This window comes from Rhodoferax sp. GW822-FHT04A08 (assembly GCF_058801025.1).
Genome location: NZ_JBXAMW010000022.1, coordinates 1 through 26,502, shown reverse-complemented (window position 1 = coordinate 26,502; position 26,502 = coordinate 1). Strand labels below are relative to the sequence as shown.

Annotated in this window: 27 protein-coding genes; 2 read left to right on the top strand and 25 right to left on the bottom strand. The window is 57.0% G+C overall.

The genetic code is table 11. The annotated features are described in order from the left end of the window. Positions 1-9 precede the first annotated feature (9 nt). From AC1RMF_RS24380 to AC1RMF_RS24305, 16 genes are all read right to left on the bottom strand, one after another. The gene (locus tag AC1RMF_RS24380) at positions 10-1,281 is read right to left on the bottom strand and encodes an ABC transporter substrate-binding protein (RefSeq protein ID WP_493144974.1); all 1,272 of its coding nucleotides are present in this window, start codon (positions 1,279-1,281) and stop codon (positions 10-12) included. A gap of 59 nt (positions 1,282-1,340) precedes the next feature. Next, the gene (locus AC1RMF_RS24375) at positions 1,341-2,843 is read right to left on the bottom strand and encodes an aldehyde dehydrogenase family protein (RefSeq protein ID WP_493144972.1); all 1,503 of its coding nucleotides are present in this window, start codon (positions 2,841-2,843) and stop codon (positions 1,341-1,343) included. Positions 2,844-2,872: 29 nt separating this feature from the next. Then, entirely contained in the window at positions 2,873-4,471 is a 1,599-nt protein-coding gene (locus AC1RMF_RS24370; RefSeq protein ID WP_493144971.1) for a GMC family oxidoreductase, read from the bottom strand. Between the two features lie 227 nt (positions 4,472-4,698). Beyond that, complete coding sequence (locus AC1RMF_RS24365) at positions 4,699-5,955, bottom strand: MFS transporter (protein WP_493144969.1); 1,257 nt, start codon at positions 5,953-5,955, stop codon at positions 4,699-4,701. Between the two features lie 8 nt (positions 5,956-5,963). Further along, positions 5,964-7,418 carry an NAD-dependent succinate-semialdehyde dehydrogenase gene (locus AC1RMF_RS24360; protein ID WP_493144967.1) on the bottom strand — a complete coding sequence of 485 codons (1,455 nt, stop codon included), beginning with the start codon at positions 7,416-7,418 and terminating at the stop codon, positions 5,964-5,966. A 21-nt stretch (positions 7,419-7,439) separates the two neighbouring features. Then, positions 7,440-8,237, bottom strand: coding sequence for an aldolase/citrate lyase family protein (locus AC1RMF_RS24355; protein WP_493144965.1), 798 nt, complete (start codon positions 8,235-8,237; stop codon positions 7,440-7,442). Positions 8,238-8,255: 18 nt separating this feature from the next. Beyond that, complete coding sequence (gene hpaH, locus AC1RMF_RS24350) at positions 8,256-9,059, bottom strand: 2-oxo-hept-4-ene-1,7-dioate hydratase (RefSeq protein WP_493144964.1); 804 nt, start codon at positions 9,057-9,059, stop codon at positions 8,256-8,258. Positions 9,060-9,087: 28 nt separating this feature from the next. Then, positions 9,088-9,480, bottom strand: coding sequence for a 5-carboxymethyl-2-hydroxymuconate Delta-isomerase (locus tag AC1RMF_RS24345; protein ID WP_493144962.1), 393 nt, complete (start codon positions 9,478-9,480; stop codon positions 9,088-9,090). 27 nt (positions 9,481-9,507) lie between these two features. Then, the gene (gene hpaD / locus AC1RMF_RS24340) at positions 9,508-10,404 is read right to left on the bottom strand and encodes a 3,4-dihydroxyphenylacetate 2,3-dioxygenase (protein WP_493144960.1); all 897 of its coding nucleotides are present in this window, start codon (positions 10,402-10,404) and stop codon (positions 9,508-9,510) included. A 62-nt stretch (positions 10,405-10,466) separates the two neighbouring features. Next, positions 10,467-11,315: a 3,4-dihydroxyphenylacetate 2,3-dioxygenase gene (gene hpaD / locus AC1RMF_RS24335; RefSeq protein WP_493144958.1), complete on the bottom strand. Its 849-nt coding sequence runs from the start codon at positions 11,313-11,315 to the stop codon at positions 10,467-10,469. A 23-nt stretch (positions 11,316-11,338) separates the two neighbouring features. Then, positions 11,339-12,793 carry a 5-carboxymethyl-2-hydroxymuconate semialdehyde dehydrogenase gene (gene hpaE, locus AC1RMF_RS24330; protein ID WP_493144956.1) on the bottom strand — a complete coding sequence of 485 codons (1,455 nt, stop codon included), beginning with the start codon at positions 12,791-12,793 and terminating at the stop codon, positions 11,339-11,341. Between the two features lie 25 nt (positions 12,794-12,818). Then, entirely contained in the window at positions 12,819-13,568 is a 750-nt protein-coding gene (locus tag AC1RMF_RS24325) for a fumarylacetoacetate hydrolase family protein (protein ID WP_493144954.1), read from the bottom strand. Then, complete coding sequence (locus AC1RMF_RS24320) at positions 13,565-14,212, bottom strand: fumarylacetoacetate hydrolase family protein (protein ID WP_493144952.1); 648 nt, start codon at positions 14,210-14,212, stop codon at positions 13,565-13,567. Before AC1RMF_RS24320 ends, AC1RMF_RS24325 begins: the two co-directional genes overlap by 4 nt. Before the next feature lie 34 nt (positions 14,213-14,246). Continuing rightward, positions 14,247-15,578 (bottom strand): TRAP transporter large permease, encoded by a 1,332-nt coding sequence (locus AC1RMF_RS24315; protein WP_493144950.1) that lies wholly within the window; start codon positions 15,576-15,578, stop codon positions 14,247-14,249. Continuing rightward, the gene (locus AC1RMF_RS24310) at positions 15,575-16,102 is read right to left on the bottom strand and encodes a TRAP transporter small permease (protein ID WP_493144949.1); all 528 of its coding nucleotides are present in this window, start codon (positions 16,100-16,102) and stop codon (positions 15,575-15,577) included. The genes AC1RMF_RS24315 and AC1RMF_RS24310 overlap by 4 nt, the downstream gene beginning before the upstream one ends. Before the next feature lie 38 nt (positions 16,103-16,140). Continuing rightward, complete coding sequence (locus AC1RMF_RS24305) at positions 16,141-17,175, bottom strand: TRAP transporter substrate-binding protein (RefSeq protein ID WP_493144947.1); 1,035 nt, start codon at positions 17,173-17,175, stop codon at positions 16,141-16,143. A 255-nt stretch (positions 17,176-17,430) separates the two neighbouring features. Here AC1RMF_RS24305 and hpaR point away from each other — a divergent pair, with 255 nt between their 5' ends. Beyond that, the gene (gene hpaR / locus AC1RMF_RS24300) at positions 17,431-17,916 is read left to right on the top strand and encodes a homoprotocatechuate degradation operon regulator HpaR (RefSeq protein ID WP_493144945.1); all 486 of its coding nucleotides are present in this window, start codon (positions 17,431-17,433) and stop codon (positions 17,914-17,916) included. 30 nt (positions 17,917-17,946) lie between these two features. On the opposite strand, the gene AC1RMF_RS24295 is transcribed toward hpaR, so the two are convergent. The 8 genes from AC1RMF_RS24295 to AC1RMF_RS24260 all read right to left on the bottom strand — a co-directional run bounded on the left by AC1RMF_RS24295 (position 17,947) and on the right by AC1RMF_RS24260 (position 24,028). After that, entirely contained in the window at positions 17,947-19,008 is a 1,062-nt protein-coding gene (locus AC1RMF_RS24295) for an NADH:ubiquinone reductase (Na(+)-transporting) subunit F (RefSeq protein WP_493144944.1), read from the bottom strand. Between the two features lie 17 nt (positions 19,009-19,025). Then, positions 19,026-19,385, bottom strand: coding sequence for a phenol hydroxylase subunit P4 (locus AC1RMF_RS24290; RefSeq protein ID WP_493144942.1), 360 nt, complete (start codon positions 19,383-19,385; stop codon positions 19,026-19,028). Between the two features lie 9 nt (positions 19,386-19,394). Further along, positions 19,395-20,939 (bottom strand): YHS domain-containing protein, encoded by a 1,545-nt coding sequence (locus AC1RMF_RS24285; protein WP_493144941.1) that lies wholly within the window; start codon positions 20,937-20,939, stop codon positions 19,395-19,397. Positions 20,940-20,963: 24 nt separating this feature from the next. Beyond that, a complete protein-coding gene (locus AC1RMF_RS24280; RefSeq protein ID WP_493144940.1) occupies positions 20,964-21,236 on the bottom strand; it encodes an MmoB/DmpM family protein in 273 nt (90 codons plus the stop codon). A gap of 10 nt (positions 21,237-21,246) precedes the next feature. After that, the gene (locus tag AC1RMF_RS24275; protein ID WP_493144939.1) at positions 21,247-22,239 is read right to left on the bottom strand and encodes a ferritin family protein; all 993 of its coding nucleotides are present in this window, start codon (positions 22,237-22,239) and stop codon (positions 21,247-21,249) included. 28 nt (positions 22,240-22,267) lie between these two features. Beyond that, positions 22,268-22,528, bottom strand: coding sequence for a phenol hydroxylase subunit (locus AC1RMF_RS24270; protein WP_493144937.1), 261 nt, complete (start codon positions 22,526-22,528; stop codon positions 22,268-22,270). 130 nt (positions 22,529-22,658) lie between these two features. Beyond that, positions 22,659-23,672 carry a 4-hydroxyphenylacetate catabolism regulatory protein HpaA gene (gene hpaA / locus AC1RMF_RS24265; RefSeq protein ID WP_493144935.1) on the bottom strand — a complete coding sequence of 338 codons (1,014 nt, stop codon included), beginning with the start codon at positions 23,670-23,672 and terminating at the stop codon, positions 22,659-22,661. Positions 23,673-23,875: 203 nt separating this feature from the next. After that, positions 23,876-24,028 (bottom strand): hypothetical protein, encoded by a 153-nt coding sequence (locus AC1RMF_RS24260; RefSeq protein ID WP_493144933.1) that lies wholly within the window; start codon positions 24,026-24,028, stop codon positions 23,876-23,878. Positions 24,029-24,318: 290 nt separating this feature from the next. Here AC1RMF_RS24260 and AC1RMF_RS24255 point away from each other — a divergent pair, with 290 nt between their 5' ends. Further along, entirely contained in the window at positions 24,319-26,193 is a 1,875-nt protein-coding gene (locus AC1RMF_RS24255; protein ID WP_493144931.1) for a sensor domain-containing diguanylate cyclase, read from the top strand. A gap of 39 nt (positions 26,194-26,232) precedes the next feature. Here AC1RMF_RS24255 and AC1RMF_RS24250 read toward each other — a convergent pair. Continuing rightward, positions 26,233-26,502 (bottom strand): hypothetical protein (locus AC1RMF_RS24250; protein WP_493144929.1); only part of this gene is annotated, 270 nt, incomplete at its 5' end.

Here is a 26,502-nt window from a genome sequence, read left to right as displayed (position 1 = left end):
GCACGCCGCTTACATACCCAGTTTCTTTTCATCGGCACGGATGTCAGCCAGTTCGGGTTCCTGCGCAGTAGCACAGGCTGCGATCTGTTTGAAGCCATTACCACTGACCTGGGCGATAGGGCCACTGGTGTTACCGTTATGGCGGGCGCCATCACCCACATAGAAGGGCTTGCACAGCATGTCGCTCTTGAAACCGACAACCTTGCGAAGAGCTGCACTGACGCTGGCGCGATCTAGCTTCTTCGGGTCCAGCTTCAGCAAGGTGTCGGTAACAATGCGTGCAGCCAGGTAGCCGCCTTGCGAGAAAGAGTCACGCGGCGCGTCCTTGTCAGCAAAGGCATTCATGACCAGTTTCCAGTTGCTGTTGTCGGGGCCAGCAGACTCCACCGGCATGAATTCCAGGTGCACATCAAAGGCGTTGTTCCAGGCTGCGCCAATGGCCTTGGGCACGTCGGCGTTATAGCCAGGCGCGGTGGTGACAAAGTGGATCTTCTTGTTCAGGCCTTGTTGCTCGGCAGCTGCCAGCATGGGCACCATGATGCCCTTGGGCACGTTGAGCAAGATGACCTCCGGCTTCTTGGACGCTGCTTGCAGCATGACCGAGGTGGCGTCGGCAGAACCCGGATCGATGGTGATCGTTTCCACGTCCACTCCATGTTCCTTACCCCAGCCCTTGATGCCTTCGCATGCCCAGTTGCCCAGACTTGGAATATTGGGGATGACGCAAACCATTTTCTTGGCCTTGTAGGCCTGTGCAGCGTACGCACCCACCAGTGTTGCGGAAACGCGCGGACCCGTGTTCACGGGCGCGTAGTTCTTGCTGAAGAAGCATTCGCGCGGCACGCCGGTCCCGGCAATGACCATCACATCTTCCTGCGCATAGAGCTTGGCATTGGCACCACACTCCACGAAGCTGGAACTGCCAGCCATGGCCACGACTTTGTTGTCGCGCACTAGCTTGGCTGCGACCTGGGAAGCCGTTTCGGGATTCCACTGGTCATCGGCCATGATGTAGTTGATGGGTCGGCCGTTGATGCCGCCGTTTTCATTTACGCAGCGAAAGTAGGCGGCCGATGCCAGCGCCGATGCGCTGAAGTCGTCGGGACCCGTCTTGCCGACCACGGCGCCAATGGCGATGGGCTCGCCTGTGGCCTTTTTGCCGTTGTTCATGCCGCATGCGGGCTTGCCCTGGGCAAAGGCGCTGGTCGCGCCCAATGTTGCACCGAGTACAACAATGGCGGCTGCGATATGTGACATGCGGATTGAGGTGCGTGATTTCATCTTTCTTGTCTCCTGATGCTTGGTTTAAAAAGGGATTGGCTTAGTGCGAACGGTCAGGCTCACACGGCCATGCAAACGCTCTTCAATTCGGTATAGCTTTCGACTGCGGCGCGACCAAGGTCCTTGCCGGTGCCGGACTTTTTGTAGCCGCCCAGCGGGAGGTTGTTGTCCAACATGTTGTGGCAGTTGACCCAGACCGTGCCAGCCTGCAGCCGAGGGATAAGACGGTGCACCTGCGACAGGTTGTTGGACCAGATGCTGGCGGCAAGGCCAAAGGGGCTGGCGTTGGCAAGTTGCACCACCTCCTCGACGTTGTCAAAGGGCATGGCTACGGCTACCGGGCCGAAGACCTCTTCACGCACCACGCGCATCCCTGCCTCGGCATTCACCAGCACTGTGGGCTGCACAAAGTAGCCGGAACTACCGCTGCGCGCACCGCCTGTCAGTGCTGTGGCGCCTTCCGCGCGCGCACTGTCCAGATAACCCATGACACGCTCAAAATGACGCTTGGACACCACAGGGCCCAACTGGACGCTGGGATCAAAGCCGGAGCCAATCTTCATGCCTTCGGCAATGCGAGCAATCTGATGGGTTACCGCATCAAAGGTCTTGCGCTGCACGTAGATGCGCGAGCCTGCGGTGCAGACCTGCCCCTGGTTGAAGAAGATCCCCATGGCCGCACCAAACGCGGCTTGCTCCACATCCGCATCTTCCAGAATGATCAAGGGTGATTTGCCTCCCAGCTCCAGCGTAGTGCGCGTGAGGTTGTCCACGGCCGAACGAGCTATGGCCTGTCCGGTGGCGGTGGAACCGGTAAAGCTGATTTTGTTGATGCCGGAATGTGCCACTAACGCGGCACCGGTCTCACCCGCACCGCACAGCACATTGAGCACGCCAGGCGGAAAGCCAGCCTCAATGGCCAACTCGGCCAAGCGCAAAGCTGTCAGCGGTGTTTCGGGCGATGGCTTGAGCACTACGGTGCAGCCGGTGGCCAGCGCGGGCGCCACCTTCCACAGGGCAATTGCAAGCGGAAAGTTCCAGGGCACGATGGCTGCAACCACGCCGACCGGTTCACGCCGGGTCCAGGTGTGGTACTGAACACCGGGTGGAAAACCGATAGAGGGCTGCAGCGTCTGGCCTTCAATTTTGGTCGCCCAGCCCGCCATGTAGCGTACAAATTCGGCGCCAGAACCCACATCAACTGCGCGGGCAATGCCTTGCAATTTGCCGCTTTGCAGTGTCTCAAGTGCACTGAGCTCATCGCCGTTTTGCTCGATCAGCAGCGATAGCTTGAAAAGCAGGCGCTCGCGGTCGGCCGGGCGCAGGCGCGACCACTCCGAGTCCTCAAAGGCAGAGCGGGCCGAGGCCACGGCGGCATTGACATCGGCACTGTCGCTGTCGGGGGCCTGGGATACTTCGAGCTCACTGGCCGGGTCTACCACAGCGATGTACTTGCCGCTGTGCGGTGGCAACTCTTGGCCGTTGATGAAATTGCCCCTTTGGGTGCGCGACAGAAAACCGGTGCGCTGGAGTTGTTCAGTGCTGTATTGAACGGGCGTCATTGTGTGTTCCTTGCTTGTCTCTGGTTGTCTTATTGGCCAAGCATGAAGCTCGCGCAGCGTTCGGCGATCATCACGACAGGCGCATTGGTGTTGCCGCTGACCAGATTCGGCATCACCGAGGCGTCGCATATGCGCAGACCCTCTATGCCTTGCACCTTGAGGTCGGGTGTGACCACAGTGGCAGGGTCGGCGGCCGCTCCCATGCGGCAGGTGCCGGCGGGGTGGTAGACGGTCTTGGCACGGCTGCGCACATAGGACTCCAACTCGTCGCGTGACATGTCCAACTTTGCGGAAGGCGCCAGTTCTTCGCCGATAAGTCGGGACAGCGAGGGTGCACGGATGATCTTGCGCGCCATCTGCACGCCGCGTACCAGCGTGTCCACATCGTCCTGCTCGCTCAAGAAACCACCGTCAAAGCGCGCAGCCACGCTGGCATCGGTACTGGCCAGCTCCAACTTGCCACGCGACTTGGGGCGCAAAAAGCAGGGGTTGATGGAGATGCCGTGACCAGGCAGGGGCTCACGGTCCACATCGCCCACCAGTACCGGCAGCACGTGGAACTGGATGTCGGGTCGACCGGCGCCCGTAGTGTCGACAAAACCTCCGGATTCCACTACGTTGGAGGTGAGCAAGCCGGTGCGGGTTAGCTTCCACTGCAGCCCATGGCGCAAAGCGCGCAGACCCGTGTCATTGCCGGCCAGGCTGATCGGCTCCTTGCATCGGCCATACACGCTGACCTCGAGGTGATCTTGGAAATTGCGCCCTACACCGCTCAGGTCTTTCACCACAGGAATGCCAAACGCCTGCAACTGCTGGCCCGGGCCTATACCCGACAGCATCAGGAGCTTGGGTGAGGCCAAGGCACCAGCGGCCAGCACCACTTCGCGTTTGGCCGTTGCCTGCACCAGATTGCCGCTGGCATTGCGCCAGACCACACCGGTGGCGCGCTTGCCTTGCAGCGTGATATTCTGCACCAGGGCGCCAGTCTCTATGGTCAGACCCGGCTTGCCGCGCACCGGGTCCAGGTAGGTCACGGCCGTGCTGGCGCGCTCGCCATTGCGGGTGGTGGTTTGGTAAAAACCCACACCTGCCTGGTGGTGACCGTTGAAGTCGGCGTTGTGGGCGAGGCCCGTTTCCTGTGCGGCCTTGATGAAGGCTTCGCTTAACGGGTGACGGTGCCGCGTTTCGCTGACCGACAGCGGGCCATCTGTGCCATGCAGGGGGCCAGAGAGCAACTGGTTGGCTTCGGCCTTCTTGAACCAGGGCAGCACCGAGGCCCAGTCCCAGCCGCTACAGCCCTGCGTCGCCCAGTCGTCATAGTCCTGGTGCTGACCGCGTATATAGACCATGGCATTGACCGAGCTGCCGCCGCCCAAGGTTTTGCCCTGGGGCACATACATCTTGCGGCCGTTGGCGTGCTTCTGCGCCGTGCTCTCGTAGACCCAGGTGCGCTCCGTGCCGATGACACGCACAAAGGTCGCCGGCATGTGGATAAATTGGGAGTTGTCGGCCGGCCCGGCCTCCAGCAGCAAGACCTTTTGTCCGGCATCCACCAACCGGCGCGTGATGACGCAACCGGCCGAACCGGCACCGATCACGATGCTGTCGTAAGTTTGGTTTGTTTCCATTGTCGCCTCTGCACTTTTGTGTCTTTCATTCTGGTGCGAGGCTTCAGTAGCACATAGCGTTTTGCAAGGCCATGCGCCAAGGTTCAAATATGAGTGCGCTGTGGAGTAGATCCGCCAAATTTGAACGACCTGTTCAAGCTGCCACAACAGTCGACTGCCATTGTGATCTGCGCGCTCCTGGGTTTTTAGCCACATTGGCTTCGACGGAGCACAAAGATGCCCGCTAATCAATTCGCTCTGTTTTTCGCCCACGTTTGGGCATGGAGTTGGCGCCGCCGGGTCAGCAAGAAGCCGGCAAATATCAGTAGCACTGCACCCGATACCCACAGCGTGCGCTGCACACCCAGACCGGCCGCTACAAGGCCGGCCAGCAAACCGCCCAGTGCGTCAAAACCAAAACGCGCCGAAGTGAAAAACGACACCACACGGCCGCGCAGACGCTCGGGCGAAGTGCTTTGAAGCACCATGTTGATGCCCACATTGCACACCGAGATGCCGAAGCCCAGCCCGGCCATGGCGCACAGCGCCAGCGCCAACCAGGAAGTGCTGGCAAACAGCAGCAGCGAGACAGCGCTAATGACCACGCCGGCGACGATGCTGTTGAGCAACTGGCTGTGCGAGCGCGTGGTGAGGTAGAGCGTGGAGACAAAGGCTCCGCAACCGGCCGCACCCCACAACCAGCCCAGGGTCTTGGCGTCACCGGCGAACACCTCACGGGCGAAGATGGGAAGCAAAACCGCATAGCTTGAAGCCGTGAGGTTGACGGCAATCAGGGTCAGGATGAGGATGCGCACTGTCCAGGTCTGCCAGGCATAGACCAGACCTTCCTTGAACACTTCGCCAACCGTGCCTTTTGCGCGCGTTGGTACATCGCCATGCACCATGTGCAGCGTAGTGATGAGCGCCAGAAAGGAGCATCCGTTGAGCGCAAAGCAAAAGGACTCTGAAGTCAACCCGAGCAGCAGGCCGGCAATCGGTGGCCCCAGGAAGCGGCCGGAATTGAACAGCATGGCGTTGAGTGCCAGTGCATTGGGCAGATCCTCGCGCTGGTTCACAAAGCTGCCAATCAGCGACTGGCGCAGCGGTGTGTCAAAGCTGTTGACCACTCCCAGGCACACCGCCATGGCCAGGATGAAACCCGGCGTGATCCACTGCAACCAGCACAGCGCAGCCATCACAAAGGCCTGCACGGCAAGCAGTGATTGCACGGCTATCAACCATTTCTTCTTGTCCTGCTTGTCGATCCAAGCCCCTGCAAGCGGCCCGACCAAGAGCTGCGGAATCAGACTGCAAAAGGCGGTGATACCCAACAGTGCGGCCGATCCGGTCAGCCGATACACCAGCCACGAGAGCGCCACCTGCTGGATCCAGGACCCCAGAATGGATACCGCCTGGCCACTGAAGTAGAGGCGAAAATTGCGATGCGCCAGGGCGCGCAGCGCAGGTGGCAGTTGCGGCCTCTGCGGGCCGCTTGTTGTACTCAATCGCTCTCCTACAAGCCGCCCAGCGCCAGGTACTTGGTTTCCATATATTCACCCAGGCCTTGGCTAGAGCCTTCGCGGCCAATGCCGGAGGACTTGACGCCGCCAAAGGGTGCGACCTCGGTTGAAATCATGCCGGTATTAACGCCCACCATGCCATATTCCAGTTGCCGGGATACACGCCATACGCGGCCGTGGTCCTTGGAATAAAAATAGGCGGCCAATCCGAATTCGGTATCGTTGGCCATATGCACTGCCTCGGCCTCGGTGGTGAAGCGAAACAAGGGTGCCACTGGACCAAAGATTTCGTCCTTGGCAACGGCCATTGCAGGTGTCACGTCAGCCAGAATGGTGGGCTGGTACCAAGTGCCGCCTAGCGCATGGCGTGCGCCGCCGGTGACAACCCTTGCACCCTTGTCCACGGCGTCCTTCACCAGTTCCTCGACCTTGGTGATTGCGGCTTCATCAATCAGCGGACCCTGCGTCACACCCTCCTCCGTACCCTTGCCCACCTTGAGGCTGGCAACTGCTGTAGCCAACTTTGCAGCGAAGGCGTCGTACACAGCGTCCTGCACCAAGAATCGGTTGCTGCAGACACAGGTCTGTCCAGCGTTGCGGTATTTGGAGGCGATGGCTCCTGACACGGCCGCGTCAATATCGGCATCGTCAAAGACGATGAAAGGCGCATTGCCACCCAGCTCTAGCGACATTTTCTTGACGGTGCCAGCACACTGCTGCATGAGCAGTTGGCCTATGGGCGTGGAGCCGGTAAAGGTCAGCTTGCGCACAATGGGGCTGGCCGTGAGCACACCACCTATGGTGCTGGCCTTGCCGGTGACCACGCTAAAGGCACCAGGCGGCACGCCGGCGCGCTCGGCAAGTTCAGCCAATGCCAATGCCGACAATGGTGTTTGCTCAGCCGGCTTCAGGATGATGGTGCAACCCGCTGCCAGAGCGGGTGCCACCTTGCGGGTAATCATGGCTGAGGGGAAGTTCCAGGGCGTAATGGCAGCGCATACGCCCACCGGCTCTTTCACCACCACGAGCTGCCGGTCCTTGAAGGGCGATGGAATCACCTCGCCATAGGCGCGCTTGGCCTCTTCAGCAAACCATTCCACGTAGGCGGCGGCATAGGCAATTTCACCACGGGACTCGGCCAAGGGTTTGCCTTGCTCGGCCGTCATGAGCTGGCCCAGATCTTCCTGGTTGGCCAGCATCAGGTCAAACCACCGCCGCAGAATGCGGCTGCGTTCGGCCGCCGTGGTTTCGCGCCAAGTCGTAAGGGCCTTGTCGGCGGCAACAACAGCGCGCTCGGTCTCCGCCGCGCCGCAGTAGGGCACCTTGGCGATGACCGCACCGGTAGCAGGGTTTGTGACTGCAATTGTTTCGCCACTATCGGCAGCCACCCAGGCGCCGTCTATGTAGCAGGCCTGCCGCAGCAGGGTAGGGTCTTTGAGTGCCAGCATGGGCTGTCTTTCGTGAAGTGGTTAGTAGGCTGCGCCGGACATTGCCGCAGGCGCATTCTTGAAGGTGTCGGCAAGTGCCACAGCGGCATTGCGTAACAAAAGAGCGTCCACACCCACCAGTAGAAAGTTCGCACCCATCTGCTGGTACTTGGCGGCCACCGCGGGGTCAGCCGAGAACACGCCTGCGGCCTTGCCGGCGGCGTCAATTTTTCGGATTGCGCCCTCCACGGCCGCCAGCACGTCCGGGTGACCGGGCTTGCCCAGATGGCCCATGGAGGCAGCCAGGTCCGACGGGCCGATGAAGACGCCATTCACACCTTCCACCGTAAGCAGGTCGTCAAGTGCCTCTAGCCCGCTCGTCGACTCGATTTGCACAATCAGGCACATCTCTCCATCGGCTTGTCCGAAGTAGTCCTTCACGCCATTCCAGCGCGCCGCACGGGCCATGGCCGTTCCCACACCGCGTATGCCATGGGGTGGGTAGCGCATGGCGCGCACCAACGCTTTTGCGTCGGCTGCGCTCTCCACCATGGGCACCATCAGCGTCTGCACTCCGGCATCCAGGAGCTGCTTGATGCGGGCCGTGTCGTGGTCCACGGTGCGCACCACCGTGCGGGACGGGTATGGCGCCAGAGCCTGTAATTGCTCCAGGATGGAACGCAGGTCGTTGGGGCCGTGCTCGCCATCAATCAATAGCCAGTCGAAGCCAGCAGTGGCCACCACCTCGGCGGTGTACGCATTGGCCAGGCCAAGGAACAGGCCGATCTGTGTCTCGCCTGCGGCCAGAGCGCGCTTGAAGTCATTCTTAGGCATCTGCATGGTGTTTCTCTCGTGGCTTCAGACAAAACGGCAGGTGATATTGCCCATGGTGCCGTAGTCCACATGGAAGGTGTCGCCTACGCTGGCCGATACCGGGCGGGTGAAGGAGCCGGCCAGGATGATCTGGCCCGGTTCCAGTGCAATGCCGTGAGGCGCAAAGCGCTTGGCCAGCCAGGCAATGCCGTTGGCCGGGTGGTTGAGAACGCCAGCGGCAACGCCGGTTTCCTCGATCACGCCATTGCGGTAGAGCAGCGCCGAGATCCAGCGCAGATCGACGTCCATGGGCTTGATGGGGCGGCCGCCCATGATGATGCCGGCATTGGCCGCGTTGTCAGAAATGGTGTCCATCACCTTGCGCGGGCGCTTGCTTTCTGGATCGATGCGCTGCGAGCGGGCATCGATGAGTTCCAGTGCTGGCAGCACGTATTCGGTGGCAGACAGCACATCGAGCATGCTAACGTTTTCACCTTCCAAGCGGTCTTTCAGAATAAAGGCCAGTTCCACCTCGATCATGGGCACGATGAAACGGCTGTGCGGTATTTCGGCACCATCGGGAAACACCATGTCGTCGAGCAAGGTGCCGTAATCGGGCTCATTGATCTGCGAGGACATTTGCATGGCGCGCGAGGTCAGGCCAATCTTGTGGCCAACGATCTTGCGACCTTCGGCCAACTTGAGACCAATCCATTCCTTTTGAATGGAATAGGCGTCTGGAATGGTGATCTCAGGATGGTCCAGTGACAACTGGCGGATTTGCTGGCAGCTCTTTTCGGCCTGGTGCAGACGGCGCGCCGCAGCGGCAATGGTTTCTTGGCTAAGCATAGGTAGTGTGGTGTGTGAGGAAAGAGGCCTACTTTTTGTAGCGGGCATGGATGTTGTTTTTCTTCCAGGTACCGGCTTCGCTGAATTCGGAGAATTCCATGGACAAGGCCAGGCCGCGTTGCATGAAAGTGGAAGCAAAGTGTTCGGTGATCATGGCAAACAGCTCGTCGCAGGCCTTCTTCTTTTCGGCCTCGCTGCGTCCTGCCCCCACCTTGAGCGATGCATGTACAAATGCGTCATCAGGGTGGCTACCGTCGGCAATGCAATAGTCGCTCAGGCGATGGGCGCGAACGCGGATTCCGCCAATGGGAAACACGCCGCCTTGGGCGATCAGTACTTTGCAGGATTTCTGCAGCAAACCCTTGATGTCGGCCTCGGCCGTGTCCAGGTTGTCGGTGTATTCGTAGACGAGATGGGGCATGGACTGGTCCTTGGTAAGGGTGATAAATCAGGTCACCGGCATGCCGGCACCGATACCTCGTGACTCCAGCGGGATTCCAGCGACCGGCAAATTGACCACAACCTGGCCGGTTCCCGAGCTTTCAAAATAGGGGCAAACAATCTCCGCCTTGCCCTGGAACTTGTCCCAGCCCAAGGCTCCAAAAAGCATCGCGGTGTCGTGCATCCGACCTTCCCCCGTGCAGTACTGGGCGTACTCGGGCAACATGCGCAAGAACACATCCCACTCACCGGCTTCCCACAATTGCAGTACGCGCAGATCGACCTGCTTGTTGAATTCGCGGCTGATGGAATTAAAGCCCTGTTCAACCAGGCGGTTCTCCCAGATTTGGTGTGACAAAGAGCCGCTGGCAATGATTGCAACCTTGCTGTTGCTGCGCGCAATGGCCTTGGCCAGTGCCTGACCGACGATGCGAGACTCCTCCAATGAGCCAAAAGTGCTCCATCCAGCGATCGACACAACCTTGAGCTTGCCCTGCGGATTCATGTAACGCATTGGCATGATGGTGCCGTACTCCAAATCCAGCGAAGCCACTTCATGGGCCAACGTCTTGACGCCCATTCCGGTGGCCTCTTGCGCAATCAAGCGCCCTAGCTCGGGATCACCCGGAAACTCGTAGGGCAAGTCCTGAATGAAGTGCGGAAACTCGTGGCTGGTGTACGTGCCTTTGTGCACGGCATTGTTGTTGAGGTGGTATCCGGCATTGACCAGCCAGTGGGTGTCTAGCACTACAAAGGTATCAACACCAAGTTCCACGGCACGCCGGCCGATTTCAAGTTCAGCGTCAATGGCTGCTTGGCGACAGCCGTGGGCAGGACCAGGTCGCTCCGAAATCAACATAGAAGGAATATGCGTGGCCTTTACGGCCATGACGATTTCACCCATGAATTACTCTCCTGAACTAATGTGTTTAGTTGACTGCATTCGTCCGGTAAATAGGCGAACCCTCAAACCGGGAAGATCGCGTTAATCTGGCCAGTTCCCGAAGACCCGAAATACGGGGTAACTACTTCGACCTTGCCCTGGTAGCTATCCCAACCGAGAAGACCGAGCAACATGGCGGTGTCATGCATGTTGCCCTCGCCGTGGCACTTGACCGCGTACTCCGGCAACATGCCGCAGAAGGTCTTCCAGTCACCCTTCTTCCACAGATCCACCACATGGTGGTCCACGGTTTCCAGAAACGGGTCCCAAACCTTGTGCAGGAACTGATCAGACACACCGTTCTGGGCAAAGCGGTGCGACAGCGAACCGCTGGCCAGCACGGCTACGTTGCCCTCGAAGTCTTCTTCGATGGCGCGGCGCACGGCGCGGCCGAGTTCCACCGAGTCGGGCAGGTTGTGCACAGTGCACAGCGCCGACACCGAGACCACCTTGAAGCGCTTGTCTTCGTTCATGTAGCGCATGGGCACCAGGGTGCCGTATTCCAGCGCCAGGCTGGTGGCGTCGTGGGCGCGGGTCAGCACGCCGGCAGCCGTGGCCTGTGCGGCGATGGACTTACCAAGCTCCGGGTTGCCCTGGTAGGCAAAGGGCAGGTTTTTAATGAAGTGCGGCAGTTCATTGCTGGTGTAAATGCCTTCCCAGGAAGGCGCGCAATTGACGTGATAGCCTGAGTTCACCAGCCAGTGCGTATCGAAGACAACGATGGTGTCAACGTTCAGTTCACGGCAGCGGCGGGCGATTTCCTTGTGGCCATCAATGGCTGCCTGGCGGCAGCCCTTGTGCGGGCCATCCTGCTCTGACAGATACATGGAAGGAACGTGGGTGATCTTGGCAGCGAGTACGAGTTTTCCCATTTTTTGTCTCCTGAATTTGTAAATCAAACGCCCCAGCGCGGGATGTGGTGGCTGCCATAGGAGACGGCCACATTCTTGGCTTCGCAGAACACGTCGTAGCTGTAGTGATTGCCTTCGCGGCCAGTTCCTGATGCCTTGGTGCCGCCAAACGGTTGGCGCAGGTCGCGTACGTTCTGGCTATTCACAAAGGTCATGCCTGCCTCGATGGCCTTTGCCATGCGCATCACACGGCTGCTGTTCTCGGTCCACAGGTACGACGACAAACCATAGGGTGTGTCATTGGCGATGCGAATCGCCTCTTCCTCGGTCTTGAAGCGGATGATGCAGGGGACCGGGCCGAAGATTTCGTCCTGGGCAATGGTCATCTTGTTGTCCACATCGGCAAATACCGTGGGCTGCACCCAGAAGCCGTTCTTGAAGCGTTCTTCCACAATTGGTGTTCCACCGCCAAAGGCCACAATCGCGCCTTCCTTCTTGCCTATTTCAATGTACTTGTTGACCTTGTCCATATGGCCCTTACTGATCATCGGGCCGATGATCGTGGCGGGGTCCATGGGGTCACCGACCTTCAGACGGGCAGCACGTTGCACGAAGTCGGCCACGAACTTGTCGTAGATGCCATCTTGCACAATGATGCGTGAGCCCGCTGTGCAACGCTCACCATTGTTGGAGAAGATCATGAAAATGGCGGCGTCCAGGGCACGCTCATAATCAGCATCGTTGAAGATGACAAAGGGTGACTTGCCACCCAGCTCCATTGAGAACTTTTTCAGGCCAGCCGACTTGACGATACGGTTGCCGGTGACGGTAGAGCCTGTGAAGGAAATGGAACGCACGTCGGGGTGTGCGACCAAGGGCTCGCCCGTGGTGTTTCCATAACCGTGAACCACGTTGAACACGCCTGGTGGAATGCCAGCTTCCAGCGCCAGTTCACCCAGGCGATTGGCAGTCAGAGGTGACAACTCCGACATCTTCATCACTGCGGTATTGCCCAGGGCCAGGCAAGGCGCAGTCTTCCAGGTGGCGGTCATGAAGGGCACATTCCAAGGCGAAATGAGCGCGCATACGCCGACCGGTTGCCACAGCGTGTAGTTCAAGTGACCGGTGTCGGAGTCGTAGGTTTCACCATGCTGGTGCTGGGCCAGTTCGGCAAAGTAATAGAAGTTGTCTGAGGCGCGGGGAATCAGCACACGTTTGGTCTGATTGGTGACCTGACCGCAGTCGGCGGTTTCCATGTCGGCAATTTCGGCTACGTTTTGTGCGATCAGATCGCCCAGCTTGCGCACCAGGCGTGCGCGCTCTTTGACGGGCGTGGTGGACCAGCCGGGAAATGCCGCCTTGGCAGCGGCCACGGCTGCATTGACTTCTTCAGCGCCACCCGCTGCGACGGTGTCCAGCACCTCACCAGTTGCAGGATTGATGGTTTCAAAGGTTTCGCGGCTATCAACTTTCTTGCCGTTGATGATGTGGTGAATCATGGTTATTCCTTTGCGAGCGAGTTTGTTAAATAGGTTCTGCGACGATGCTGTTGAGCAAGCAACACACGCCTTCAATTTCGGTTTCGATCAGGTCGCCGGCTTTCACGTCGGCAAGGCCTTCGGGCGTACCAGTCAGGATCACGTCGCCTGGATTAAGTGTCATGAAGGACGTTAGGTACTCGATCAGCGTGGCAATATCAAAAATCATGTCGGCGGTCGTGCCCTGCTGCGTGGTCTTGCCATTCACACGGGTGGTGAGCGTCAGCTGCATTGGGTCGGCAACATCGTCACGGTCCACCAGCCAGGGGCCTAAAGGCGTGCAGGCATCGCGGTTCTTAACGCGCAGATTGGGCCGGTAGTAGTTTTCCAAGTAATCGCGGATGGCATAGTCGTTTGCAACGGTATAGCCAGCCACTATGTCCATTGCCTGCGCCTTGCTGAGTTGGTAGCCGCTCTTGCCAATCACCACGGCCAACTCGCATTCGTAATGCATATAAGTGGCGTCCGCTGGGCGCCAACTCTTGGCCTGGTGACCCACGATGGTGTTCGGGCCTTTGAGAAACACCAACGGAATTTCCGGGGCCTTGAAGGCCAGTTCCTTAGCGTGGTCGGCATAGTTCAAACCCAGTGCAAACACGGTTCCGACCTCGACGGGTGGTAACCAAGTAAAGCTGCCTTCTGCCAATTGATGTCCGTCCGGCAAACAGGCTTGACCGAGTGCGTTGGCTGTGACGGCATGCACTGCGCCTTGGTAAAGAATGCGACCGTGTTTCATTCTTGGGCTCCAGCTTCGACAATTGAACATTCCAAAGTTCCCAAGCCCTCGCAGCTGATGCGCACACGACTTCCAGCGGCAGCTTGAGGAGCTTTGTAGGTAACCCCGAGCAATAACACATCACCCTTGCGCAATGTCATAAAAGAAGTGACCTCCACCAGCAATTCAATCGGTGAACGAATCAGGTCGTTCATAGAGCGCACCTGCACCAACTTGCCATCGATCTCGGTTCGAAGTTCCAGAGTGCTCAGTGCCAGCAGGGGTTGCACATCGGACAACGGCAAAGCTCCGTCAAAACACTTTTCCCGAATCGCTGGGCGGTAGTAGCTGCTGTGAGGCAGGCTCAAGTCCGAGGCCAGCACCAGTCCAGCGATCACCTCCGTTGCGTTTGCAGATGTGCAGCGGGTCGCATCCTTGCCCATCACCAGGCCAATGGTGGCGCTGACTTCCACGCTATGCGCGCCTTGCGGCAATCGCACAACACTGCCTGAGGGTACGCGCGTGCTTGCAGGTTTGATGTACAGCACAGGTGCCTTGGGTGCCCCTTTGTAAGGGGCATCTTCCAGATTACCTACGGCTTGCAGCGACTGACGATCATTCAGGATGACGCCATAGACAGCTGCAGAAGGTGCAATTGAGGTCATGATTTTGTAATTACGGTGGTTTCTTACAAAGGGATCAGGTGTGCTGCATGTGAACCAGCCATAGCGGAAGGGCGGGAACAAAGACCAACAGCAGGATGCGCAGGAAGTCAGAAGCCAGGAAGGGCAGAACACCCCAGGCGGTTTCCGACATCGGCACATTTTTGGCCAGCTTGTTGATGATGTAAAGGTTCATACCAACGGGCGGATGAACCAAGCCTATTTCCACCACCATCAACACTAGGATGCCAAACCAGACAGACTTGTCTGCCAACGCCATGCCCCAGAAATCCAGACCCATGATCATGGGATAGAAGATCGGGATCGTCAGAAACAGCATGGCCAGAGAGTCCATCACGCAGCCCAACAAGATGTAGATGCCCAGCACAGCGAACAGAATCAATACAGGGGAAAGCCCACTGTTTTTGACCCATTCGGAAAGTTCCACAGGCATCTGCGAAATCGCCAATGCAGAGTTAAGCAAATCGGCACCAGCCAGCACCAGGAAAATCATGGCCGTCGCAATAGCTGTGCGGTAAATACTGGTCACCAATTGCTTGCCACGCAGGCCACCAAAGAAGAAGGCAATAAGGCCGCAACCGGCAGCGCCAATCGATGTGGCTTCAGTCGGGCTGGCCCATCCACCATAGATGCCCACCACAATCACCAGGAACAGGCCAACTACCGGTAGCACTTTGAACTGAGCAATGAGGCGCTCACGCCAGCTGGCCTTTTCACCAGCAGGCCCTGCTTCCGGGTTGCGCGTGACGACGATACGGATCACCACCAGGTATCCCAGCAAGGCAATGATGCCGGGAACCACTGCCGCAGCGAAGAGCTTGCCAATTGACTCCTGCGTGAGCACAGCATAGATGACCAAGGGCACGGAAGGTGGAACCAGGATGCCCAGGGTGCCACTGGCGGCCAGTGTGGCCGTGGCCAGGCGCCCCGAGTAGCCCTTGGACATCAGTTCGGGCAATGCGACCTGGCCCATAGTGGCGGCCGTGGCCAGCGAGGATCCACTGATCGCGCCAAAGCCAATACAGGCCAGGGAACCCGACATCGCCAGCCCGCCGCGCCAATGCCCAATCAGGGTTCCAGCCGCACGGAACAGTGAGCGTGACAGCCCTCCGTGGGTTGCAAACTGCCCCATCAACATGCACAGCGGTATGACTGACAGGTTGTAATTGGACAGGCGCGCATAGGCCAAGTCGTTCAGGGTAAACAACAGTGCATTGACATTGCCCCCATTGATCACCAGATAAATGGCCGCTCCCGCAGTGAACATGGCAATGCCGATGTGCACCCGCAGGGCCAGCATGACCAGCATGAAGCCGAAGCCCAGCAGGCCGACGGTAATGCCGCTCATGAACGGTCTCCCTTTGCCAAGAAATGATGGATCGTGCGATTCACACCACACGCTGTGGTAAGTGCCAGACTGGGCACCAGACAGAGCACAGGAATCCAGATCGGGATATTGCGCATTAGTGACACTTCACCGGCCTCATGGATTTCGAAGGCCTGGATGCTGGTGCGCCAGGTCAACAGGGCCATAGCTACGGTGAGCAGTAAATTTGCCACTCCATCAAGCACCGAATGCGCCCGAACCGAGAGCTTGGCCGTGAAAAATTCGACGCGAAGATGTTCGCCCATTAATGTGCAATAGGGAAAAAATGCTGCTGCTGCGACACCAGTTCCCATCTGCAGAATTTCCAGATCGCCATTGATGGGTGCACTCCACAATTTGCGCCCTACAATGGAGATGACGGACAAAACAATCATTCCGATAAACAGGGCGCCGCCGGCCAGGGCAAAGCCCTTGGTGACGGCGAGCAGCATGCGCGTGGGGCCGCGCCCATGTACAACATGCGAATCACTCGATGGCTGACTCATGGCTAGTCTCGCTTCTTTGGTTCTGATGTCGATTCAGACTACTTTTTCATTCCGGCCAGTTCCTGGGCTGCGAGTTCGCGCGCGGATGCAGCCAACTTCTTGCCGTCGACATTGCGTGCGGCAACCTGCTGTACCCACTCATCCTCCACCGGCTGTGTGAGCTTGCGCATCGCATCCATTTCAGCGGCACTGAAGTCGGTGACCTTGGCCCCACCAGTGAGCACCTTTTTGTGGGCGTTCTTATTTTCCTCGTCAAACACCTGTCCGAGCTTCTCACTCATGACCGAGCCGCTGTACTTATCAATCAATGCCTTGAGGTCAGGCGCCAGCGCGTCATATTTCTGCTTGTTCATCAGAACCATCAACACCGTAGCTGACGGGAAGGGCTGTCCGGCAGGCGGCTGAGAGTGGAACTTGGTGACCTCATCAAGCTTGAGCGGAACTACCAACTCCCAGGCACCCATGGCACCGTCGACCACCCCTTTGGAAATGGACTCTGTCAGCTGCGAAGGTGGCATGCCAACAGGTGTTGCGCCCAGAGCAGTCACGGTCTTGGCACCTAGGCGCGTAGAGGCACGCAACTTCAAGCCCTTCCAGTCGGCCGCCACCTTCACCTCACGCGAACCGGCGTGCACTGCTTGGCCACCGTCCACATGAAAGGCCAGGACTTTGTAGGCAGCGAATTCCGGCTGTGCGTACTGTTGGTAGAACTTCCACACGGCACGACTGCCCGAAGTGGCGTCCGACACCAGGAAGGGCAATTCAAAGGTTTCAATGATGGGGAAGCGACCGGTGGAATAGCCCGGCGCCGTCCAGACGATATCGGCCACTCCGTTCTTGACCTGATCCACCAGCTGAGCCGGCGTTCCGCCCAGTTGCATGGCCGGGTAGAACTGGCAGGCGATGCGACCGTTGGAGTCTTTCTTCAAGCTATCGCAGAAGGGCTGCAATACGCGCTGCTGCGTAGGCACGCCGGCAGGCAGAAAGTGCGCCACTTTGAGCGTCACTTCTTGCGCTTCTGCGGACAAGGAAAGGGCCAGCGTTGCGACTACGGCGTAAGCACGGTACTGCATGTTTGTCTCCTGCATTGTTGTGGGTAATAGGTGAACGTTATTTCACTAACATGCTAGCGATCATATTGCTAACATATTAGTGAGTCAACTGGGGAAATGCGTCTTTTTTTGTGGGGTTTACCCTATGTTTGTTAGGCTTCAGGAGTTTCGTTCATTAACATGTTAGTCATTCAACTGTTATGATTTGGGCAGATTCCGCAGGGTCGTGACCGGTAGCCGGTTAGGCCCATCACCAACCCGCTCTGGGAGCCGCCTGTGACCCGAAAAATCGCGTACAGAAACCTGCCACAACTGATCCTCAAAGCCCGCGAAAAATTGCTAAGCCACTTTCGGCCCATCATTTCTCACTTCGGACTGACGGAGCAGCAATGGCGCATCTTGCGCACTCTTGGAGAGATGAGGCAGCTAGAACCGCGCCAAATTTGCGAGATGTGCCATATCCTGAGTCCCAGCCTGGCCGGAGTACTGTCGCGCATGGAAGAAAGCGACCTGGTGACGCGTACCCGGTTCGAGACCGACCAGCGCCGTGTGACGGTGTGCCTCACACCAAAAGGTGAACGACTGGTGGCAGAGTTGGGGCCACTGATTACTGCCCAGTACAAGGTCATCGAAAACTCCTTTGGTTCTGAGCTGATCAACGAACTGTATGACGTGATGGACCGGGTGCTGTTGGTGGAAGATGAGGCCATTCCCCAGGTACCACTTCCCAAGAAGAAAGAGTGGACCAAGAAGGGTATGTAGGGCCTCGCGTCAACCGCCCGCCTGCTACCTTTACACACGCTTGAACAATGGACTGCGTACCTGCTGCGCGTCAGCAGCCGAAAAGAATTTCTCGGTGTAGATGTCGCGCTCAAACAGGCGCCCCTGCATCAGGGTTTTGATGCAGGCTTCGATCATTACCGGTGGTCCACACAGATAGGCCTTGTTGCCACGGAAGTCGTTGTTGAACCTTTGCTTTGCAGCTTCATGGACAAAGCCTCGGAAGCCTGACCAGTCACTGCTGGCGGGTTCGTCCGACAGCGCCGGTACATAGCTGAATTGCGAATGCTTTGCCGCCAGATCCATGAACTCCTGGTGGTAATACAGCTCTTGCTGGTTGCGTGCACCGTAGACTAAGGTGATCGGCCGGGTCGAACCCCCCTCCAGCAAATCGAGCAGCATGGAACGCGGACTTGACAGCCCCGAGCCACCCGCCATAAACAGCGACGGTACATCGGCCGCTTTGTGCACATAGAATCGACCATAGGGACCGCTCAGACCAATCGCATCACCCACTTTCAACTCATTGTGGATCCAAGCCGTTCCTGCCCCACCCGGCACGATGCGAATATTGAGCTCAATCTCACTACCGCCGGAAGGCGCATTTGCCAGCGAGAACGCACGCACACCTAGTTCGCCGGGCAACTGCAGATTGATGTACTGGCCGGCCTGAAAATCGAGCACCTCCGCATTATTGAGACTGATCCACACCCCCTTGATGGTGGGTGTCAGGTTCTCCATGCGGCTCACCACGCCCTGGTAGTCACGCACCGGCAGGTTTCTGGAATCTTCATCGGTTTCGACTTCGACTTCGATAACGGTGTCGCATTCCAGTTTGGCGCAGCAGGCCAGGCACTGGCCCTCCTCGCGCTCGTAGTCCATCAGTGCAAAGCTGGAGGCATTACCGTGGTCGATCTCGCCGTCGGTCACGCTAATTTTGCAGGTGCCGCAATAGCCCTGGCCACAGGCATGGGGTAAGAACAACCCCGCGCGCAGGGCGGCGTCCAGGATGGTCTGCCCCGCGCCCACCTCAATGGTGCGCCCCATCGGCTCTATCGTCAGTTCGTAGCTCATATGCGCAATTCCGCGGTTCAATAGCCGCTGCCCGCAAGGCCATTGAGACCGGGCGTGGTGAAGCGGATTAGATCTTTGTGGCCAATGCCGTTGTCCTTGAGACTCTTGGCCGGGTCAGGTGAGAACACGGAGTTGGAGTTCTGCCAGACCACTTTGCTCCAGTCGATATGGGCAAAGTCAGGGTGGTAGCTGTAACAGTCGGTGATGTATTTGTCGATGATCACCGAGAACAATGTTTCTGGTGGCAGAGCCAGCACGAAGGGGCGTGAAAACATACGATGCATTTCCCAGTTGACGTACAGCAGTTGCTTGCCTTTGTAATTTTTGAGTGCATCACTGGATTCGTAGGCGTATTCCGCCAAGGCTTTAACAGTCATGGAGTTTCCTTAGTTCTTAGTGGCTTGCGCGCGCCAAGCGGCAAAATTTTTCTGATCATCCGAGCCCTTGAAGTCACCGGTAGCACGCGGATCCAATCGCCACCAGTCAGCAATATGGGCGCCTGTGTTGAAATCAGGGGCATTGGTGTCCACGCCTTCGTTGACACAATTGCCTTGCAGCGCCTGGTGCGAGGAGATGTAAGTCTGCACGTACTTTTCCGGCTCGTGCTCGAAGATCTCCTTGCAGTGATCGGAGCAAAAGTGAAACTTTTCGCCTAAGTAAGTCGATTCACGGAAACAGGTGGACATCGGGTCACCCGGCTCGTTGAACTTGATCGTGCTCACGCACACCTGACAGTTCATAGGCTGCGTCTTGTTGTTAAAGCGCTTGCCTTCCTTCTCCATCTTGGCCCAATATTCCAGTGTCGGGCGATAGTACTGGTCAAATGTATTGGGATACTTCTCAGACAACCAGTCGAGCTCGTCCGGCTCCGGTACCGTCAGGTGGAAGGGCGTGGCATCAGGCTTCATGTAAAAGCCAATCCAGGATTGGTGCGAAACGTGCTCTTTCTCTTCAATAGTCTGACCAAAGCACTTGGGAATCTGTATGCCATAGCGCTCTAGATCGCCAAACAGCGCCGCACCGTTTTGTTCGAAATAGATTTCCCAAGCTTCCTTGAAGCTCATGATGCGCTTGGGCAGCATGTAGTCCATCATCATTCCAATGCTGGCCAGTTTTCGGGTACCGCGCCATGTCCACTTGTCAATCCAGCGCTGCACGATGGGCAGGTTATCTGGGTCCTGCTCCAGCATGAACTTGATGCATTCCAGGCCCAGCGTCATATGGCGGGCTTCGTCGGACTGTGCCGAGAATCCCACGGTCATGGCAGCCATGTCACCGTTGTAAGCTGCACCCGATATGAAGGGCACAAATAGAATATTCGTGAGCACGTATTCAAACGCAAAGCCAATGGCCACCATGAACTCAAACGGCCCGGCTGTGATGGCGTCATCGAAGAAGGATTTGCCATCCGACAGGTACCACATGCGTGACTGCTGGTGGGCGAACTCATCCATGCCGTTGTAGAACTTGTTGTAATTCGAAATGGAATGGATTTGCGTCTGAAAGTGGCGGTACTCGTCCACCGCCTGCATCTGGCAGGCCACGCGCGGACCTGCACCCACCATCTGGCGCCCAACCATTGAGAAGCCACGCGCCGCCATCAGTTCCAGGGGCGGAGTGGATCCCAGGAACAGTTTGAGCACATTCATGTAGCGCGCATCGGTCACTGACAGATGCCCGTTGTTCTGGTTGAAGGCGTCCAGAATTGCGTAAAGCTTGCGCTCCTTTTCGGCCTGGTATTTCCAGTAAGCGTCCATGGTCAGGCGAAACGGGTCTTCCCATTTGTCCCAGTCATGGATCTTCAATCCCTCATATCCCACTTGCGGAAAGACCTTGTCCATACGCTGATAAGTCGTGTTCCACGCGAGGTCGCGCGTCATCAGGGTGTAGCGCTCTTTCAGGCCGAGCTTCTTGGCAACTTTCATGTCCATGTGTGTGCTCCTTGTTCTTGAATTTCAGGAATTCCAGCTGAGGCTGAATTCGTTGTCGGTCTCGTCGAGGTGACCCGAAATGGTGATGAGGTGCAGCTGCAGTTCCTGCAGATCAAATTCGCGGCCCATCTTTTCTTCGACGGTGCTGCGTTTGATGACCAAGCGTCCTGGCACATCGACCTTCACCATGGCCGGTTGGTCCGTGACCACTGCCTCGGGGTTGTCTTCAACAATGGCCTCCACGATGCAACGGGATTCCTCGTTTTTCTGAAAGGCAATGAATGCATTGGAAGCCATGTTGTGGCCTTTAAATGGTGATGCCGGCTTTGGCAGCACGGGCATTGAGTTGTAGGGTTGCGTCGTCGAGCATGGATTCGGCTTGGTCTGCAAAGGCCAGGCGGGCTATCGGTGCCAACGCCTTGAGGGCACGCTCGTGGTAACTCCTGATCCAGCCGGCGAGCAGTGCCTTGTTTTCAGGGTTCTCTGCGGCAGCCACTTTGAGCACCGAATCCACCCATTTGCTGGTCTCGGTAAACCACTCGCGCTGAAAGCGCGTGAGCATGGAAAACACCGGGCCGTGGGCACTGTTCAATGCGTCGTTAAAGCTCTCGTAGACCAGCGGGTACAGCAAGCCTTCGATAACAAAGTCCTGCGCCACCAACAGTGCGAACCAGTCCTTTTCCACCATCAGGTCTTCCACAAAGTGGCGCAACTCCTGCCACGCCGCACCTTTGAGCCAAGCTTCTTTGGCGATGCTGAGGGCGTCTATATCGTTAAAAGCCATGGCCAGACGGGTCACGTACTGGGCCACTCCCAGTTGGTCCATGCTGGCATAGCAAGCGGCCTGCGAAATAGCGATGCCGTAGCCATAGGCCGAAACATAGCCCTTGTTAATGTTGGAGCCCCATGCCACATGGCGAAGTGGCAGGAACACCGAGAGCGCCAGGTCTTTGCCCTCGGAGGAATAGCTAGCGGCCAAGCCCAATTCATCCACCAGTTCAAAGTCGCCCTCAGCCTTCTCTTGCATGCGCCCACGTGCCAGTGTCCAGGCACCGTAGTAGTACTGGCGGGGGTCCTTCAACGCATACCAGTCTTTCATCACGATTTGTGTACGGCTGGCATCAAAGATTTCGTACTGCGGCTCCCAGGTCGGGCGAAAGTGAAAGTTCTCCACAGGTTGCAGGTCCATGGTGGCTTCCATGTAGCGCGACGCAGGTTTGTCGGCTCCCATGCGGCGCGCCAGATGGCCAAAGGTCTGGCGCAGAGGTGTGATGGTGATGGTTCTTAAGTCAATTTGCACAGATATCTCCTCGAAATGGAAATGCGCTTCAACGGAAGCGTTGGTGGGTAGCCTGATGCAGGCTCCACTGAAAGTCGGCAAGGGGTGAGCCCGACGTTGATGGCAGTGGTGCATCCAGGTTCTCCACCTGGTTGTCACGGCAAAAGGTTTCAAAGTCCGCCGGAGCCATGACCAGTTCGGCAAACAGCTCGGGCTCGCCGACAGCGAAGTCAAACTCAATAAAGCCATTGGGCATGCGACCCTTGACGCGCACATACTTGCGCGTCACGTCGAAATGTTTAGGATTCAATTTGCCTCACTCCTGGTATGGCTCTGCGTGAACGCAGTGCATTTGTGAGGATGATTAGATCATTCGCTAAGATGTTAGCAAATGGACATTTGGAAAAATGTCTTGTACTTTTCGCAGCGTGCCCTGAACTTCAAGGGTTGCTGGTTTGGCGGTACTGTCCAGGTGGCATGCCGGTACGCTTGGTGAAAAAGCGAGAAAAGTAGGCCGGATCTGCAAAACCCAGTTGGTAGCTGATTTCGTTGACAGGCACGCCAGAGAAGCGCAGTAACCTCCGCGCTTCTTGCAGCACACGGTCATGCACTACTTCCTTCGATGGGCGCTGGGTCATGCGGCGACAAATATCATTGAGCCGTGCCTCGGTAACCGACAAGCGCTTGGCGTATTCAGAAAGCGTGGAATGCTCCCGAAAATGGGCCTCCACCATGTCGCAAAAGGTCAGGAACAGGCGCAAATCCTCGGATCGCTCGTGCCGCATAGCGCCCTCAGGTGCTCCAGCCTTCAAAAGGCGACCCATCATGATAAAGAAGCTTTGACCCAGAGCCAACAGAGCAGCATCACGCCCAGTCTGGTTGCGACCAGACTCCTGCTGTAGCAATCCAACAATCTGTAGCAGTCCGTTGAAGTCAGGCAAAAGCCCTTCGGGCAGACTGTGCAGTTCCAGAAAAGTGGCTTCACGCAGCAATGTATCGGGCCGCTGGCCCGGCATGGCCTTGAACCAAGCGCGCACTACCTCCTGGCGCACAGTGATGACATGGCCGTTGGTGTCATCATCCGAGTGGAAGGCATGCGCAAGCGTAGGTGGGGTGAAGATCAGCAACGGGGCATTACCGCTATACACACGACCATCCAGATTCAGACGGATACTTCCACTCATCAGGAAGTGCACTTGGAAGAAGCAGTAGTGACGATGTGCTGGTGTGTTTCGACCAAAGAACTGGGCCAGGCGCTCGAAGGTTTCGTAGTGAATGTCGGATTCCGGATCACGCCTGTCATACACGCGGCCAATATGGATGTCCGGAATTGCTTGAACTCTTGTTGCAACCATTGTTGTATTTGCTCTGAACTGTTTCTTGACTATTGGGAGAACTGCACAAGTGCGAGCGTTCCTTAGCGGGTCGAATTTTCTATGCTGCTCCTTCACCATTCGGTGGCTCAGTTTACCCCTCGGCGGCTCCAAAGCAAAATTGAAGTTTGACAAGCAAGATTCCCGGTCCGCTGCCGTTTCCAACCTCACCTTCGCTGCGATAGTCGACTGCAATAGCGTTGAGTGGATGGAGCCGCTGAGCGACGATCAATTCCCGGACGGTTCACTCATCACTGGCCGAAAGACGCAGCTCCAGTCGGACATTACAAATGCTGGGTTGGCACTTGGTTGCCCAGTTCGGTCCAATTGTTACGCTCATCCACAAGAACCAGCTGCGCTGTGCGGTCGGCCACCTTGTCGTCATGCATCTGTACGAAGGCCGCAATGATGATGAGGTTACTCGTCTTTGTATGCATTCAGTGCTGCGTTCAGCAGACACCACGGACAGCCTCCTGGGCGCTGGAGACAGCATGGACTGCCTCTATCAAACGGGACTCTTGAGCACTGAGTTTGCGATTGGAAATAACAGCAGACTGGCACCTAGACAGAAAGTGCAACGACTTAAATCTAGCTCTCACATATTGCTTTTCAACGGACGACAATTTCGCCACAAAATATCCAATTAATTTAGTCATAAAATACGACTAAAAAGCGTCGCCCAACGGCGTGAGATGTCCGGGGAGCCAAGAATTCGTACTTACGCGTCATGCTGAACCCTAACAACCTGCGACGTTACGCAATAGTCCTTGTTCTGGGCAACTTGGTCATGATTGGCATTTTGCTGCTAACAATGGTCCTTGCGTTGCAGGCCAGTCGGCAGGCTTACAGTGCACGTGCACAAGAGTCGGCCGAGAACTTGGCGCACACCTTGAGCATCGGAGTCTCTGCCGAGATACGCCAAATCGACAACACCCTGCTCTTCACATCTCAGCAATTTGCGCATCTAGAAGAAATGGGCAAGTTCGACGTTCCATTGGGAACACGCATCGCTAAGGAACTGCTGGCCGAAATTCCGCAAGTCGATACCTTGCGGTTCACTGATGCAAATGGAACTGTGCTCAACGGTGGCACTTCCCCTGCCGTTTCCATTTCCGACAGGGACTACTTCGGCCAAGCCCGCGATAAGCCCAATCGACTTGTCATCTCTGAACCTATTCAAGGAAGAATTATCAAGAAGTGGGGCGTCGCTCTCGCGCGCGCCCGGGTGAAGGCAAACGGTCAATTTGATGGCGTCGTGTATGCCAATTTGTCGACAGACCACTTCCTAAACATGTTTGACGACTACAAACTGGGGCCCAAGGGCGCAGTCACTCTGCGCTCTGAATCCCTCCAGCTGATTGCACGATTCACAGCTGCGGACCCGACTTCCTACGCGGGGGTTGGTACCAACAATGTGTCAGCAGAACTTACGGCGGCGCTGGCAACCAATCCCAATATCGGATACTTTGTATCAAGAACTGCCTTGGACGGTATTGAACGTGCTTCAGCCTACGAGCGCGTACCAGGCTATCCATTGATCGTATTGGTGGGGCTCGATACCGAGGACTTCTTCGCAGCATGGCGCACCCAGGCCTTGGAGATGTCGTGCTTGACCGTCCTATTGGTGTTAATGGGCGGGGGACTCTCAGTGCTTTCCTACAAACGTCAGGTAATTCAGTTGCGCTCAAAAGAAGAGAGTGCCCATTTGGCGGCTGAACGTGAGGCACTGCTTCAAAGCGGGCTTGTGAGCATGGCCAAGGTAAAAAATCGCACAATTCTGTGGCATAACCAAGCATTGTGCGAGCTATTTGGCTACACATCCGAAGAGTTGTTGGGCAAACCTTCACGCCTGCTCTATCTCAATGAAGCGTCATATGAGCAAGTAGGTCAAGGTTATAGGCAATTGAGGGGTAGTGGCCAATACCGAGCGCAGCTGCAAATGGTGCGAAAAGATGGAAACACTCTATGGGTTGCCTTAAGTGGCGCATCCTTACCTAAGGACGAGTCGCTGTGGATGATGGTTGACATTAGTGCTGTCAAAGAGAGTGAAACACGGGCGAAGCACATGGCGCAGCATGATACTTTGACAGGCTTGGCCAATCGTTCGCAATTGAGTCATTCACTACAGTATGCGCTGCGCGATGCGCAGCGCACAGGGCGCGGGTTGGCAGTTTGCTACATCGACCTGGATGGTTTCAAGAATATCAACGACCAATTTGGTCACAAAGCTGGAGACACAATGTTGCGGGAAGCCGCACGACGCATGACTGAATGCGTTCGCAGTAACGACCTAGTAGCCCGCATGGGCGGGGATGAGTTTGTGATTCTGCTGAATGATCCGCGTGACGCCGAGCATTTAGAAGTTGCTATCGACAGGCTATTAAATGCACTCTCGCAACCGGTGGACTTAAAGAACGGCATATCCACCAATGTAAGTGCCAGCATCGGTGTAGCACTTTACCCAGAGCTTGATGCCAACGCAGATGCGCTTGTCAAGTGCGCAGATCAGGCCATGTACGAGGCAAAACATAGCGGCAAGAATAGATTCTGCGTCTATCATTCAGATCAATCGACAGAGCATGTTTTGTCTGATCGAAAATAAGGCCCAAACGCAGTGCAGCTACTAGAAATATTGGAAATTCTAGAATAACGCCACATCGCCGATATTGGTACCAGATTCGATCAGGGCTCCACTTGAAACTAATGCGTCGTAGCTGCAAACTCGGTTGCGGCCATGCACTTTCTGTACCTCACGCTCGCGCTCCATTTCAAATGGGTTCCTGGCCCGGTTCAGAACCGTGGTCTGGCTTGCTGTAACGTTGGACGGCTCATTCTCGCGCGATATGTGACGGGGCCCGAGCAGCTTGGCGTTGATAGCGTTGAAAAAGTACGGCCCCCCCTTCCGCCGAGA

Bases quoted from the DNA above. Each gene is read 5' to 3' on its own strand.
- hpaH (WP_493144964.1), bottom strand. From the start codon at position 9,059: ATGCTTAGCCAAGAAACCATTGCCGCTGCGGCGCGCCGTCTGCACCAG.
- AC1RMF_RS24320 (WP_493144952.1), bottom strand. From the start codon at position 14,212: ATGACCTCAATTGCACCTTCTGCAGCTGTCTATGGCGTCATCCTGAAT.
- AC1RMF_RS24380 (WP_493144974.1), bottom strand. From the start codon at position 1,281: ATGAAATCACGCACCTCAATCCGCATGTCACATATCGCAGCCGCCATT.
- hpaA (WP_493144935.1), bottom strand. From the start codon at position 23,672: ATGGTGAAGGAGCAGCATAGAAAATTCGACCCGCTAAGGAACGCTCGC.
- AC1RMF_RS24370 (WP_493144971.1), bottom strand. From the start codon at position 4,471: ATGGAAACAAACCAAACTTACGACAGCATCGTGATCGGTGCCGGTTCG.
- AC1RMF_RS24285 (WP_493144941.1), bottom strand. From the start codon at position 20,939: ATGGACATGAAAGTTGCCAAGAAGCTCGGCCTGAAAGAGCGCTACACC.
- AC1RMF_RS24315 (WP_493144950.1), bottom strand. From the start codon at position 15,578: ATGAGCGGCATTACCGTCGGCCTGCTGGGCTTCGGCTTCATGCTGGTC.
- AC1RMF_RS24255 (WP_493144931.1), top strand. From the start codon at position 24,319: ATGCTGAACCCTAACAACCTGCGACGTTACGCAATAGTCCTTGTTCTG.
- AC1RMF_RS24310 (WP_493144949.1), bottom strand. From the start codon at position 16,102: ATGAGTCAGCCATCGAGTGATTCGCATGTTGTACATGGGCGCGGCCCC.
- AC1RMF_RS24260 (WP_493144933.1), bottom strand. From the start codon at position 24,028: ATGCATACAAAGACGAGTAACCTCATCATCATTGCGGCCTTCGTACAG.
- AC1RMF_RS24295 (WP_493144944.1), bottom strand. From the start codon at position 19,008: ATGAGCTACGAACTGACGATAGAGCCGATGGGGCGCACCATTGAGGTG.
- AC1RMF_RS24345 (WP_493144962.1), bottom strand. From the start codon at position 9,480: ATGCCCCATCTCGTCTACGAATACACCGACAACCTGGACACGGCCGAG.
- AC1RMF_RS24280 (WP_493144940.1), bottom strand. From the start codon at position 21,236: ATGGCTTCCAATGCATTCATTGCCTTTCAGAAAAACGAGGAATCCCGT.
- hpaD (WP_493144958.1), bottom strand. From the start codon at position 11,315: ATGGGAAAACTCGTACTCGCTGCCAAGATCACCCACGTTCCTTCCATG.
- hpaD (WP_493144960.1), bottom strand. From the start codon at position 10,404: ATGGGTGAAATCGTCATGGCCGTAAAGGCCACGCATATTCCTTCTATG.
- AC1RMF_RS24355 (WP_493144965.1), bottom strand. From the start codon at position 8,237: ATGCAGATGCCTAAGAATGACTTCAAGCGCGCTCTGGCCGCAGGCGAG.
- hpaE (WP_493144956.1), bottom strand. From the start codon at position 12,793: ATGATTCACCACATCATCAACGGCAAGAAAGTTGATAGCCGCGAAACC.
- AC1RMF_RS24305 (WP_493144947.1), bottom strand. From the start codon at position 17,175: ATGCAGTACCGTGCTTACGCCGTAGTCGCAACGCTGGCCCTTTCCTTG.
- AC1RMF_RS24290 (WP_493144942.1), bottom strand. From the start codon at position 19,385: ATGACTGTTAAAGCCTTGGCGGAATACGCCTACGAATCCAGTGATGCA.
- AC1RMF_RS24325 (WP_493144954.1), bottom strand. From the start codon at position 13,568: ATGAAACACGGTCGCATTCTTTACCAAGGCGCAGTGCATGCCGTCACA.
- AC1RMF_RS24375 (WP_493144972.1), bottom strand. From the start codon at position 2,843: ATGACGCCCGTTCAATACAGCACTGAACAACTCCAGCGCACCGGTTTT.
- AC1RMF_RS24360 (WP_493144967.1), bottom strand. From the start codon at position 7,418: ATGCTGGCACTCAAAGACCCTACCCTGCTGCGGCAGGCCTGCTACATA.